Here is a 13,137-nt window from a genome sequence, read left to right as displayed (position 1 = left end):
CGGGCCACATTGGGAGCATGATTTGGCGGCATCCGTTGCCTGCATCAACCCTTAGGCATGTACCAATCCGTGGAAGGCCACGATGACCAAAGGAGACCACATGGCCGCACAGCAGCACGAGGGGACGCCCGGCGCCCCCGGTGACGTCGGGAGGCGCCAGTGAGCGCCATCAGCGAACTGTCGTCGATGTCCCGCCGCAAGGGACCGGTGTCCCAGGAAGAAAAGCGGGCCAGCCGGCGCGACAACAAGGCCGCCTACATCTTCCTCCTGCCGTGGCTCGTGGGGCTCGTGGTCATCACGGTCGGCCCCATGCTGATGTCGCTTTACTTGGCATTCACCGACTACAACCTCCTGCAGCCGCCGGAATGGACGGGACTGGACAACTTCACCCGGATGCTCGGCGACGCCCGGCTTCACAACTCGCTGCGGGTGACTTTCACGTATGTGCTTGTGGGTGTTCCGCTGCAGCTGGCGGTCGCACTGCTGATCGCGCTGGTGCTCGACAAGGGGCTCCGCGGTCTGCCCTTCTACCGCTCGGTGTTCTACCTCCCCTCCCTCCTGGGCGGGTCGGTCGCCGTCGCCATCTTGTGGAAGCAGATCTTTGGCACCACCGGGCTGGTCAACCAGGTGCTGGCCATGTTCGGCATCGCGGGACCCGGCTGGATCTCGGATCCAAGCACGTCGCTCGGGTCCATCATCCTGCTGCACGTCTGGACCTTCGGCAGCCCCATGATCATCTTCCTCGCCGGGCTGCGCCAGATCCCCAACATGTACTACGAGGCGGCGGAGGTAGACGGGGCGACTACGCTGCAGAAGTTCTGGCGGATCACGCTTCCCATGCTCAGCCCCATCATCTTCTTCAACCTGGTGCTGCAGATCATTGGCTCCTTCCAGTCCTTCACCCAGGCCTTCATCGTCTCGGGCGGCAATGGCGGGCCGTCGGACTCCACCATGTTCTTCACGCTGTACCTCTATCAAAAAGGCTTCGGCCAGTTCGACATGGGCTACGCCTCGGCCATGGCCTGGTTCCTCCTCCTGATCATCGGCGCCTTCACGGCCGTCAACTTCATCGCTTCAAAGTATTGGGTGTTCTACGATGACTAAACTTCAGACACTGCCCGCCCCCGAGCAGGAGCAGGGCCCAGGCGGAAAAACTCCCGGAAGCAGGACCAGGGGCAACAGGACCCGGGGCAACGCCGGCCGGCCGCGGGAATCGCGCGGTACCCTGGCCTTTAGCCGCAGTGCGCGCGTCAAGGCGCTGGCCAAGCACGCACTGCTGATCATCACCGGCGGGATCATGATCTACCCGCTGCTGTGGATGGTGGTGTCCTCGCTGCGGCCCAACGACCTCATCTTCCGCGACCCGGGCCTGTGGCTGAACAGCCTGGAGATGGGCAACTACACGGACGGTTGGTCCGCGCTGAGCCATCCGTTCGGCCACTACATGCTCAACTCGGCCATCGTGGTGATCGGCTCCATCCTGGGCAACCTGATCTCGTGCTCCATGGCCGCTTACGCCTTCGCCCGGCTCCAGTTCAGCGGAAAGAAGCTGTTCTTCGGCATCATGCTCCTGACCATCATGCTGCCGTTCCACGTGGTGATCGTTCCGCAGTACATCCTGTTCTCCCAGATCGGCTGGGTGAACACCTTCTGGCCGCTCATTGTGCCCAAGCTGCTGGCTACGGACGCGTTCTTCGTGTTCCTCATGGTCCAGTTCATCCGCGGCATCCCCAAGGAGCTTGACGAGGCGGCCAGGATCGACGGGGCCGGCCACCCCCGCATCTTCCTGCGGGTCATCCTGCCCCTGATGGTGCCGGCGCTCGCCACCACCACGATCTTCACCTTCATCTGGACCTGGAACGACTTCTTCGGGGCCCTGATCTACCTGACCGACCCGGAAATGTTCACGGTTCCCGTCGCGCTGCGCGCCTTCGTCGACTCGCAGTCCGCCACCAGCTGGGGTTCGCTGTTCGCGATGTCCATCGTGTCCCTGCTGCCCGTGTTCCTGGTGTTCCTGTTCGGCCAGCGTTTCCTCATCAAGGGCATCGCCACCACCGGCATCAAATAGCCCGGCCGGCTGGCTGCCACCCCCTGTCATAAAAGAGAACACTTGTAATACAAGTCACCTACTTATAATCTAAATGGACGAGAAAGCGCTTTCCCAGCGAGATCTGTTTCTTAGTCGCTTCCAGGATCAAAGAAGATCGGAGTTTCCAGTGCCACTCTTTCCCCGGCCCGCATCGGCAGCCGCACCCGGCGCCGACCCAGCAAAACTAGCAAAACAAGCAAAACCAAAACGCCGCCTCCGCGCCACCGCGGCCGTGGCCGCCGCAGCCGCCGCCGTCCTTGCCCTGAGTGCCTGCGGCGGACCCGCCCAGTCCAGTGCAGACGGCAAGGTGGAACCGCGGTTCTCCTGGTGGGGCGGCGACAAGCGCGCCCAAGTAACCCAGGCCGCCATCGCGGCGTTTGAGGCGGAGAATCCCAACATCAAGATCAAGGCCGAATACGGCGACTGGAGCGGCTACTGGGACAAGCTCGCCACCCAGGTTGCCGCCAACGATGCACCGGACATTATCCAGATGGACGAGAAGTACATCACCGAATACTCCTCCCGCGGTGCACTGCTGGACCTTTCCAAGTACGGCATCGACACCTCGAAGCTGGACGAGGCGGCCCTGAACGCCGGCAAGAGCGAAGACGGCCTCACCGGCATCGCCGCAGGCATCAACGCGGCGACCATCCTTGCCAACCCGGCGGTGTTCAAGGCGGCCGGTGTGGCGCTCCCGGATGACAAGACCTGGACCTGGGAGGACTTCGAGCGCATCTCGGCCGAGGTGACCGCCAAGTCTCCCAAGGGAACCTACGGAGCCGCCGCCTACGGCACCGACGAGGCCTCCCTCGGCGTCTGGCTGCGGCAGAACGGCAAGTCCCTCTACACCCCGGACGGCAAGCTCGGGTTCGAACCGTCGGACATCGCCGGCTGGTGGGACTTCCTCAAGCAGCTGAGCGAGAAGAAGGCCGTTCCCTCGGCCTCGGAGGTAGTCGAGGCCGAGGCGGCCCCGCTGGACCAGAGCGGCCTGGCCACCGGCAAGAACGGGCTGGCCTTCTGGTGGTCCAACCAGCTGCCGGCACTGGAGAAGGCTGCCGGCGGTGAGCTGCAGGTGCTCAGGTTCCCCTCCAAGACGGGCAAGGCGGCGGACACCCAGCTCTGGTACAAGGCCTCCCAGTTCTGGTCCGCATCCTCTCGGACCAAGCACCCCGAGGAGGTGGCCAAGTTCATCAACTTCCTGGCCAACGACACGAAGGCCGGCGAAATCCTGCTGGCAGACCGCGGCGTCTACCCCAACTCCCAGGTCCGTGCCGCAATCCAGTCCAAGCTGACTCCCGCCGACGTCAAGGTGGTCAAGTTCATTGACCAGATCAAGGGCGAACTCGGCGAGGCCCCGGCGCCGCCGCCGAAGGGCGCGGGCGCCATCCAGGAGATCATCAAGCGCTACAGCTCCGAGGTGCTGTTCAACAGGCTCTCCACCCAGGACGCCGGCACGAAAGCCGTGGACGAGATGAAGTCCGCGATCAGCAGTTAGCTCCGCTCAGGAAAACCCCGGGCGTCTCCGCTGGGAGACTGCCAGGGGTTTTCCGCGTTCCGGCGGCTGTACACCTACCGCGACTTCGGGGGCCATGAGCTGTACAGGAACTCCATGGGACGCTCAGTCCTCGGCGATCACGGCCACCCCTCCGCCGGGAACACTCCCGCCGAAACGCCCGCCGCCCAACAGTTCCTCGCCGTCGGCCTTCACCGCCGCATCCTCCCGGCCGTGGTTGATGGCGAAGAGGAAGCGGCGCCCGTCCGCCGTGACCCGCCGGGTAAGTTCGACGCCGGCAGCGGCCTCCGCAGAGGCCGCCACTCCCGCTTCGGCCAGGAGCCTGTCCAGCAGGCGTTCGATGCCGTCACGGTCGGGGAGCGTGGCCAGGTACCAGGCCGCGCCGCCGCCCGCGGTCCTCCGGGTCAGCGCCGGGATTCCGTCGAGCGGGTAACTGGTGAAGGTGGCCAGGGGTTCCGCGCTTTCCGCGTGGACGTGCTCGCTCCAGATCCGGCCAACGGTGCCGTCGCTCAGAGTCACCCGCCCGCCTTCGAGCAGCGGATGGAACTCCTCGGTCCGGATTCCCAGCAGTTCCCGGAAGGCGCCCGGGTAGCCGCCCAGCCGGATGTGGTCCCGTTCGTCCACGATGCCGCTGAAGTAGCTGACCAGCACCGTGGCGCCTGCCTCGGCGGCGCGGGCGATGTTGGCCGCGGCGGCGTCGGTGACGCAGTAGAGGGTGCACACCAGGACCAGGTCATAGCCCCCTAGGTCTGCGGCGGGATGGACGAAATCCACGCCCACGCCGCGCCGGAACAGCGAGCGGTGGAACGCGCGGAGCAGGTCGAGGTACTTCACATCCTCGCTCGGGTGCGAGTCCAGTTCGCTGGCCCACCATGCCTCGTAGTCGAACACGATGGCCACCCGGGATTCCACCGTGGAGCCCTTGACCGGGCCGAGCCGCTTCAGGGCTTCGCCGAGGGCCACCACCTCGCGCCACACCCGGGTGCCGCGGCCGCCGTGCGGCACCATCGCCGAATGGAATTTCTCGGCCCCGGCAACGCTCTGCCGCCACTGGAAAAACATGACGGCATCGGCGCCGCGGGCCACGTGCGCCAGGGAGTTCCGCAGCAGTTCCCCGGGCATCTTCGGCTGGTTGCGTGGCTGCCAGTTCACGGCCGACGTCGAGTGTTCCATCAGGATCCAAGGCCTGTTGCCCGCGACACCGCGCGTGAGGTCCGCGCTGAACGCCAGTTCGATCTCCCGCTCCGGGTCCGCGGCCACCAGGTAGTGGTCGTTGGCCACCACGTCCAGGTCCTTCGCCCAGTCGAAGTAGTCCATGGACTTGGTGGCGCTGGAAACCATGAGGTTGGTGGTGGCCGGAACGTCGGGAGTCACCTCCCGGATCACCGCCAGCAGGCTCCGGTAGTAGTCCATCAGCACCCAGGAACTGAACCGCTGGAAGTCCAGCCGCTGCGTCGGATTGAGGGTGGTGGGGGCCGCCCGCGGCGGGATGATCTCCTCGAACGAGGCATAGTGCTGCGACCAGAAGGCCGTTCCCCAGGCCTCGTTCAGCGCCTCGATGCTGCCGTAGCGCCGCTCCAGCCAGCGCCGGAACGCCGCGGCGTCCTCCTCGCCGTAAAACTCTGACACGTGGCAGCCGAGCTCGTTGTCCACGTGCCACAGCGCCAGCGCCGGATGGTCCCTGTACCGTTCAGCCAATTTTCGGGTAATGCCGGTGGCATACCGGCGGTAAACAGCGGACGACGGCGAGTAGTGCCGCCGGGAGCCGCGTTCCAGGACGGTGCCCTCCGCCGTTACCGGCAGCACTTCCGGATGCTTCCGCACCAGCCAGGCCGGGGGAGCGGCCGTGGCCGTGGCGAGGGCAACCTTGATGCCTGCGCCATCCAGGTTGTCCAGCACCTCATCCAGCCAGGAAAAGTCGTACTCCCCTTCACGTGGCTCCAGGAGCGCCCACGAAAAAATGGCCACGCTGAGGAGGGTCACGCCGGCCTCCTTCATGAGCCCGATGTCCTCCAGCCGGACGTCGGCCGGCCACTGCTCGGGATTGTAGTCACCGCCGAATGCCAGGCCGGAACCGCTGTTCCAGGCCGGGGTTGGGGGAGGGGACGCTGGGGTGGGCATGAGGCTCCTTCGTCGTGGCCGGATGCGGGCGGTTGAAACGGGAAGAGTTGAAACAGGAAGTCTGGAAAACGCTTGCCGAGGGTGGCCGATGTAGCTATTGTATCGATTCAGAGATGGTGTAATCCAGATCACGACTCCAAGTTGTCGAAGTTTTCGAAAAAAGTTTGCGCTCGTTGAGCAGCAACATGAGCAAGGAGGCTCCCAATGATCAGCAGAAGGAAATTTCTTACCGCGGTGGCGGCAGGAACGGTGTCCGCAGCTACGCTGGCCGCGTGCGGTGCACCGGCAGGCCAGACAGGCTCCGCCGACAACCCCGTAACCATCACCTACACGTGGTGGGGCAACGACGACCGGGCGGAGCGCACCCGCAAGGCCATCGCCGTGTTCGAGAAGAAGAACCCGGACGTCAAGGTCAACGGCAACTTCACCGACTTCGCCGGCTACTGGCAGAAGCGCGCCACCGAGGCCGCCGGCGGCGGACTCCCGGACGTCATGCAGTGGGACCTTTCCTACCTGCGCGACTACGCCCAGCGGAACCAGCTCCTGGATCTCGGCACCGTCAAGATCAACACCGACGCCTTCGACAAGACCCTGCTGCCGTCCGGCCAGATCCGGGGCAAGACCTACGGCATCCCCACCAGCACCAACGCCTTCGCCGTCTACTACGATCCGGCCAAACTCAAGGAAATCGGCGTGGCCGAGCCGGCCGGCACGTGGACCTATGCAGAGTACAAGGCCTGGCTCACCAAGATCGGGCAGGCCGGCGGCGGAAAGTACTTCGGTGGGTCCGATTTCACCGGCATCTGGTGGCAGTTCAACATCTGGCTGCGGCAGAAGGGCATCGACGCCTTCACCGGTGACGGCAAGCTCGGCTTCAGCAAGGACGACCTGCGCACCTGGCTGAACATGAACTCAGACCTCCGCGGCACCAACGCCGTGGTCCCGGCGGACCGCAGCGCCCAGGTCAAGCCGAAGAGCCCGTTCGGCTCCAACCTCACCGTCTCGGAGAACACCTGGGACAACTTCATGGCCGGCTACCTCAAGGACAGCGGAGCCAAGGAGCTCAAGCTGGTGCCCATCCCGTCCGATGATCCGGAAAACCTCGGCCTGTTCCTCAAGCCGTCCATGCTCATGGTGGCCAGCGCCAAGACCAAGTACAAAGACGCGGCCGCCCGCTTCATCGACTTCATGGTCAACGACCCCGAGGTGGGCGACATCTTCAAGACCTCCCGCGGTGTGCCCGCCTCCAAGACGCAGCGGGACGGCACCACCTTCGAAGGCACCGACAAAGCCGTGGTCGACTACGAAACCTCCATCGGCAAGTACCTCAAGGACGCCCCAGAACCCCCGATCGTCGGCTTCGGCACCCTCGAGGCCGCCTTCCTGCGGGTCAACGAGGACCTGAACTACGGCAAGTTCACTGTGGACGGAGCCGTGGACCAGTGGTTCAAGGAAGCCGAAGACGTCATCAAACAGAACGCGTAGCGTACGCGCTGCAGAACCTGACAAGGACTCTTTCGTGACTCAGACCCTGACCCGCCACAGCGGCGCCCCAGCCGCCGCCCCGCCCGCGCGTGCACCGCGCCGGCGGGGTGCGGACACCCGTGCCGGCTACACCTTCCTGCTGCCCTGGCTGCTGGGCTTCATTCTCCTGACCGTGGGCCCGATGCTGTCCTCGCTCTACCTCTCCTTCACCAACTACAACCTCTTCGAGGCGCCCAAGTGGATCGGCCTCGAGAACTACACCAGCCTGTTCCAGGACGAGCGCTTCCTGCAGTCGGTGGGCGTCACGCTGGGCTACGTGGTGTTCGGAACCCCGCTGAAGCTTGCCGCGGCGCTCGCGGTGGCCCTGCTGCTCAACGCTGCCACCCGCGGCCAGGGTTTCTACCGCTCGGCTTTCTATGCGCCCTCGCTGATCGGGGCCAGCGTCTCGATCGCGATCGTGTGGAAGGCCATGTTCGGCGACTCCGGCCCGGTGGATCAGGGCCTGTCCTTCTTCGGCATCAACCTCGGCGGCTGGGTGGGCAACCCGTCCATGACCATGCCCATGATGATCCTGCTGACGGTCTGGCAGTTCGGCGCCCCCATGGTGATCTTCCTGGCCGGCCTGAAGCAGATCCCGCAGGAGCTGTACGAGGCTGCCTCCGTGGACGGCGCCGGCCGGTTCCGGAAGTTCGTGAACATCACGTTCCCGATGCTCTCCCCGGTGGTCTTCTTCAACCTCCTCCTGGAGACAATCCACGCGTTCCAGATCTTCGCCTCGGCCTACATCATCTCCAACGGTGAAGGCGGCCCGGCCGGCTCCACCCTCTTCTACACCCTCTACCTCTACCTCCGGGGCTTCAGCGACTTCCGGATGGGCTATGCCTCCGCCATGGCCTGGCTGCTGGTGATCGCCGTCGGCGTCATCACGCTGATCTTCTTCCGTACCTCCAAGTCCTGGGTCCACTACAGCGGTGATGCAAAATGACCATACTCAGCCCACCCACCCAAGCCCGGACCGCTGATGCGTCCGAGTACAACCCCAAGGCCGACTCCCGCGCGGCCAAGCGCGCCCGCGGCATCGTGTTTCACGCCGTCTCGCTGGCCCTCATCGCCGTCGTGCTCTACCCGGCGCTGTGGATGGTCAGCTCGGCCTTCAAACCCAGCAGTGAGATCATCGGCAACTCGTCGATCTGGAGCTCAAACTTCAGCTTCGACAACTTCGTGACCGCGATGGGCGGCATTGGCGGTGTCTCCACGGCTCAGTTCTTCGCGAACTCGGTGGTGCTGGCCCTCGCCTCGGTGATCGGGACGGTGCTCTCGGCGACCGTTTCCGCCTACGCCTTCGCCCGGATCAAGTTCCCCGGCCGCAGTATCTTCTTCGGCATGATGATCGCCACCCTGCTGCTGCCGTTCCACGTGGTGATCATCCCGCAGTACATCGTCTTCCAGCAGCTGGGGCTCGTGGACACCTACATTCCCCTGCTGATCGGGAAGTTCCTGGCCGCGGATGCCTTCTTCGTTTTCCTCATGGTGCAGTTCATGCGCAACCTGCCCCGGGAGTTGGACGAGGCAGCGATCATCGACGGCGCGGGCCACGTGCGGATCTTCTGCAGCATCATGCTGCCGCTGATGAAGCCGGCCCTCATCAGCTCGTCCATTTTCGCCTTCATCTGGAGTTGGAACGACTTCCTGGGCCCGCTGCTCTACCTGAACTCACCGGAAAAGTACCCGCTGCCCCTGGCCCTCCGGCTCTTCGTCGACCAGACCCAGAGCTCCGACTACGGCGCGATGATCGCCATGTCGGTCCTGGCCCTGCTCCCTGTGCTGGTGTTCTTCCTGATCTTCCAGCGCTACATCGTGGAGGGCGTCTCCACCCAGGGCCTCAAGGGCTGACGCCATGGCCGCCGAAACCGAAAGTGTCCCCGTCATCCGGTTCGCGCTCTTCTCCGAGACGATGCTGGCCGGCGTCATCGTGCTTGCATTCTCCGTTCCCCTGGTCACCGTGCCGGCCGCGTATGCGGCCGGCACCGCCCACCTGGGGCGGCACCTCGCCGGGCGGGACGACTCCGTCCCGGGCCTCTGGAGCACGTTCCGGGCCGCCTTGCCCGGGAGCCTAAAACTCGGGCTTACGACGGCGGCCGTTGCCGCCGTCGTCATCATCAACCTGCTGCTCACGGCAGCAGGGCAGCTGCCGGGGCGGGCCGTTGTCCTGCCGGCGACGCTGCTCCTGGCCGCGGCGGCCACGGTGCTGCTGCTGAGGACGGCGTCCCGGTGGCAACCCGGTCATTGGGCGGAAGCACTGGCAGCAGCCCGGAAGGAGTCCGTGGCGGACTGGTCCGGTTCGTTGCTCCTGGTGGCGGCATTGGGCCTGACGGCCGTCTTCGTATGGATGCTGCCGGCGCTTGTAGTCGTGGTGCCGGGCTGCCTCGTGCTCGCCGCAGCAGCGGTCAGGCTACGCGCAGAGGCCAGTCAGCTGACGTGACGTCCCGTCGGAGATCCTCCCCAGGCAAGATTTATCAGGAAAAGGCCTCCGGACAACCGAAGTCCACGGACGGCAGGTGGTACCGGCCCCTCGCGCAGCGCAACTACCGCATCTTCGCGGGCATTCAGCTCGCGGGAGGCACGGGCGTCTGGATGCAGCGGCTTGCCCAGGACTGGCTGGTGCTGCAGCTGACCGGAAGCCCGGCCGCGGTGGGCGTTGCCGTGGCGCTGCAGTTCCTGCCCCTGCTGGTGGTGGGGCCGCTCGGCGGCGTGGTTGTGGATCTCTTTCCCAAGCGCCGCATCCTTCTTCTTTGCCAGTCCGCCACCGCCGTCCTGGCCGGCGGCCTCGCCGTCTGGGACGCTGGCGGCAGCATCGCCGTCGAGGTTGTCTACGCCAGCTGCATCCTGCTGGGCATCACCAGCGCCCTGGACGGCCCAGCCCGCCAGGTGTTCGTGAACGAAGTGGTGGGCGACGCCGGCCTTCCGGTGGCAATCGGACTCAACAACGCCATCGGGCAGCTCGGGGCCATGGCCGGGCCGGCCCTGGGCGGGCTCGTGGTCGCCGGGGCCGGATCCGCGGCCGCCTTCGCGGCCAACGCCGTGCTGTGCCTGGCGGTGCTGGCCATGATTGCCGCCATCCGGCCGGGCGAACTCCACCCGGGCACGCCTGCGGTCCGCGGCCGGGGCCGGGTGCTTGCGGGCTTCCGTTACGTGCGCGACCGCCCGCGGCTGCTCCTGGTAATGATGCTCGCCGGGTTGCTCGGCGCATTCGGGATGAACGGGCCGGTGGTGCTGGCCGCCTTTGCCAGCTCGGTTTGGCACAGCGGCGCAGCCGGCTTTGGCTTGTTCAACACCCTGAGCGCTGTGGGGGCCCTTGCCGGCGCCGTCGTGGCGTCCAGGCTGCAGCGGTTCGGCCGGAAGGGCATCGTGGCCAGCGCCGGGCTCTTTGGACTCGCACAGCTCATCGCCGCCGTCATGCCCAGCCCGGAGCTGTTCATGGCGATGCTGGTGGCGGTCGGTTTCATGACCCTGCTGTTCCTCACCAGCGCCGCCACGGCCGTGCAGCTGGAGGCCGGGGCGGGTGTCCGGGGCCGCGTCATGGCCCTATACCTGCCGCTCCTGCTGGGCGGCCATGCGCTCGGCGGGCTGCTGGCCGGCTGGCTGACGGAGTGGCTCGGCGTCCGGGCGGGGCTGGTGGTGACCGGCGCGCTGGGGATGGTTTCCGCCGCCGTGATTGCGTGCCTGCTGTGGCTCCACGGCCGCCGGACGGCTGCTTAATCTAACGCCGACTCACCAGGGATTCGACGGCGGCGGGCGACAGTTCGCCGTCGCACATCCACACGCTCAGGCTCCGCCGAAGTGATTGCCCCGCGGCCAGCGCCACCGGTCTGTCCCAGGCCAGGGCCGACCCGACGGCGGGGTAGCCGGAGCAGCGGACAAACCACGGATCGGCGGCCTCGTCCGGCGCCCTGAACACGAGCGTCGCGGGCTGCCCCGACCGGATGCCGGGGACTTCGCCGAAGGAGGCGGTCCACGCCAGCCACGGCGCAACGGCACCGTGGACGGCCGGTTCCCCCTCGGCGTCGGACGTGAAGATGCGGGCGCCGCTGCAGGCCGGAAGGCGCCAGAAGAAGCCACCATAGCCGCTGCCCGCGGCGCCGTTGGAGCCGGGGCTGCCCAGTGAAACGTCGACGACGGCGGTCACCTCGCTGCTCACGTCCATGCGCCACACGCGCTCGCCCAGGATCTCGCAGCTGAGGGTCCGCTGTTCGGTCAGCAGGGGCTGGCCGTCCCTGCCGAGCCAGCGGAGCTGCCGGGTGTCCGGCTCGTCGTCGTTGGCGCCGAGCAGTTCGATCCGGCCGTGGTCCTGCCGGGACACGTACGCTCCGGCGTCGCGCGTGTACGTCTTTCCGCCCCAGAAGTTGGTGCCGTTGACGTCCTGGAGCGCGAAGCCGGCGCCCAGATGCCACGGGTGGTCGGCGGGCAGATGCTCCGTCACCACGGTTCCGCCGAGGGTGGCGACGGGGTGCAGGTAGGGGCGTGGTGACAACGCCTCGTTGAGTCCGGCACCGGTACGCAGGACCGCCACCGGCCTGCCACCGGCGTTGAATAGGGTGCCGGCCTTGGCGGGATCCGCGGGGCGCGCCCACGGCAGGGCCAGTTCGCTGAAGGTGGCGTGCGCGCTGATGGCCCGCTCCAGGGCGTCCTCAATGCCGGCTATCACGGCATGGGCCGCGTCGCCCTCGCCCTTCCAGAGCACGTGGGCGGGGCTGACCGGCACCGGCGGCTCGGCCGTGCGGACAGCCTCGAGCACCAGCATGAACGCGCCGGAGTCGTTGAGGGCGCTGGTGAGTTCCTTGCCCGTGGCGAGGTGCTCCAGCAGGTTTTCCGTCAGGTCGTCGCGGCCGAACTCCTGCGAGCGCTCTCCGCCCGCGTTGCTGATGTCCAGCCGGTCCTCCGTGTAGTGGAAAACGGCCGTTCCCTCGGAGCCCTGCAGGGTGATGTAGGGCTCCACGGCCTCCGACGCGCAGAGTGTCAGGGCGCAGGTAATGGGCAGTCCGGCGGCGGTCCGGATCCTGATGACGGACGTGTCATCGGACTCGATGTCGTTCGCACGGTAGAGGTCCGTCTCCACGGAGGCGACGTCCTCCACGGTGCGGGCGCCCGCGATGCGCAGGGCAGTGGCGATGGCGTGTGCCAGGGGATTGGTGGCGACGCCGTCCACCACGTCCACACCGTCCAGGCTCCGCTTGCCGGCCCATCGGGAGCGCTTGTAATAGGCCCGGTCCCGCACCCAGCGTCCGGTCGCACCGATTCCCTGCAGGGTGCCGATTGTGCCGTCCTGGAGGAGCTTGTCGATGGCGGCCAGCGCCTGCGATCCGAGGCTCTGGAACCCGATCTGCACGCTGCGGCCGGATGCTTCGGCGGCCTCCTGCAGCTGCCGGAAGTCGGCCAGCGATGCCACCGGGGGTTTCTCCAGGTAGAGGTCCGCGCCGGAGGCCAGGGTGGCCAGGGCCAGCGGCGCGTGGGTCTGGATGGGGGTGGCGACAATGATCACGTCGGGGCTGTGCTTGCCGGCCAGGAGGGACCGCAGATCGGGGTGGACAGCCGTCGAGTCCGGCAACGCGCCCGGGGACGGAGGATTCGGGTCCGCCACGGCCACGAGTTCCACCGCGCCGGCCTGGGTCAGCCGGTCCAGGTTCTTCAGGTGGTGGGCGCCGAAGCCGTGGACACCGATCAGGGCGATCCGGGCAGGACCAGTGCGGTGCGGGGTCGCAGGGTCCGCGGCTCGCCCAACAGGCGCAACGCTTTCATTGGACAGTAACTGTGTGCCGGGCGCGGTGCCCGCAGCCTCTCTCGCAGGCTGGGTTGGTTGGTTGGGCCGGGTTGGTTGGTTGGGCCGGGTTGGTTGGTTGGGCCGGGTCAGCGGGGTATCCATGGTGCTCCT

10 protein-coding genes are annotated in these 13,137 nt (G+C 66.6%); 8 read left to right on the top strand and 2 right to left on the bottom strand.

Annotated elements, in window-relative coordinates:
• Nucleotides 1-159: 159 nt before the first annotated feature.
• From QFZ23_RS19965 to QFZ23_RS19955, 3 genes are all read left to right on the top strand, one after another.
• The gene (locus tag QFZ23_RS19965) at nt 160-1,104 is read left to right on the top strand and encodes a carbohydrate ABC transporter permease (protein ID WP_306925624.1); all 945 of its coding nucleotides are present in this window, start codon (nt 160-162) and stop codon (nt 1,102-1,104) included.
• Nucleotides 1,097-2,068, top strand: coding sequence for a carbohydrate ABC transporter permease (locus QFZ23_RS19960; RefSeq protein ID WP_306925623.1), 972 nt, complete (start codon nt 1,097-1,099; stop codon nt 2,066-2,068). The genes QFZ23_RS19965 and QFZ23_RS19960 overlap by 8 nt, the downstream gene beginning before the upstream one ends.
• A gap of 148 nt (nt 2,069-2,216) precedes the next feature.
• A complete protein-coding gene (locus QFZ23_RS19955) occupies nt 2,217-3,584 on the top strand; it encodes an ABC transporter substrate-binding protein (protein WP_306925621.1) in 1,368 nt (455 codons plus the stop codon).
• A 123-nt stretch (nt 3,585-3,707) separates the two neighbouring features.
• On the opposite strand, the gene QFZ23_RS19950 is transcribed toward QFZ23_RS19955, so the two are convergent.
• A complete protein-coding gene (locus QFZ23_RS19950; protein WP_306925618.1) occupies nt 3,708-5,723 on the bottom strand; it encodes a beta-galactosidase in 2,016 nt (671 codons plus the stop codon).
• A 204-nt stretch (nt 5,724-5,927) separates the two neighbouring features.
• Between QFZ23_RS19950 and QFZ23_RS19945 the strand changes: the two genes are divergently transcribed.
• Genes QFZ23_RS19945 through QFZ23_RS19925 form a run of 5 tightly spaced genes read left to right on the top strand, consistent with a single transcriptional unit; the run spans nt 5,928 to nt 10,967 of the window.
• Entirely contained in the window at nt 5,928-7,208 is a 1,281-nt protein-coding gene (locus QFZ23_RS19945; protein ID WP_306925616.1) for an ABC transporter substrate-binding protein, read from the top strand.
• A 34-nt stretch (nt 7,209-7,242) separates the two neighbouring features.
• On the top strand, nt 7,243-8,193 hold the full coding sequence (locus QFZ23_RS19940) for a carbohydrate ABC transporter permease (RefSeq protein WP_373427904.1): 951 nt from the start codon (nt 7,243-7,245) through the stop codon (nt 8,191-8,193).
• On the top strand, nt 8,190-9,101 hold the full coding sequence (locus QFZ23_RS19935; protein ID WP_306925615.1) for a carbohydrate ABC transporter permease: 912 nt from the start codon (nt 8,190-8,192) through the stop codon (nt 9,099-9,101). The genes QFZ23_RS19940 and QFZ23_RS19935 overlap by 4 nt, the downstream gene beginning before the upstream one ends.
• A gap of 4 nt (nt 9,102-9,105) precedes the next feature.
• Nucleotides 9,106-9,690 (top strand): Poxvirus protein I5, encoded by a 585-nt coding sequence (locus QFZ23_RS19930; protein WP_306925614.1) that lies wholly within the window; start codon nt 9,106-9,108, stop codon nt 9,688-9,690.
• Nucleotides 9,691-9,719: 29 nt separating this feature from the next.
• On the top strand, nt 9,720-10,967 hold the full coding sequence (locus QFZ23_RS19925) for an MFS transporter (RefSeq protein ID WP_306926946.1): 1,248 nt from the start codon (nt 9,720-9,722) through the stop codon (nt 10,965-10,967).
• A gap of 1 nt (nt 10,968) precedes the next feature.
• Here QFZ23_RS19925 and QFZ23_RS19920 read toward each other — a convergent pair whose 3' ends face one another.
• Nucleotides 10,969-13,128, bottom strand: coding sequence for a DUF6807 family protein (locus QFZ23_RS19920; protein ID WP_306925612.1), 2,160 nt, complete (start codon nt 13,126-13,128; stop codon nt 10,969-10,971).
• Nucleotides 13,129-13,137: the final 9 nt, after the last annotated feature.

Origin of the sequence: Arthrobacter globiformis (assembly GCF_030818015.1) — a bacterium.
GTDB lineage: Bacteria > Actinomycetota > Actinomycetes > Actinomycetales > Micrococcaceae > Arthrobacter > Arthrobacter globiformis_C.
This window is presented reverse-complemented; position numbering and strand designations above follow the sequence as displayed.

Coding starts and splice junctions, on each gene's coding strand:
- QFZ23_RS19945 (WP_306925616.1), top strand. CDS start 5,928: ATGATCAGCAGAAGGAAATTTCTTACCGCGGTGGCGGCAGGAACGGTG.
- QFZ23_RS19950 (WP_306925618.1), bottom strand. CDS start 5,723: ATGCCCACCCCAGCGTCCCCTCCCCCAACCCCGGCCTGGAACAGCGGT.
- QFZ23_RS19960 (WP_306925623.1), top strand. CDS start 1,097: ATGACTAAACTTCAGACACTGCCCGCCCCCGAGCAGGAGCAGGGCCCA.
- QFZ23_RS19930 (WP_306925614.1), top strand. CDS start 9,106: ATGGCCGCCGAAACCGAAAGTGTCCCCGTCATCCGGTTCGCGCTCTTC.
- QFZ23_RS19920 (WP_306925612.1), bottom strand. CDS start 13,128: ATGGATACCCCGCTGACCCGGCCCAACCAACCAACCCGGCCCAACCAA.
- QFZ23_RS19935 (WP_306925615.1), top strand. CDS start 8,190: ATGACCATACTCAGCCCACCCACCCAAGCCCGGACCGCTGATGCGTCC.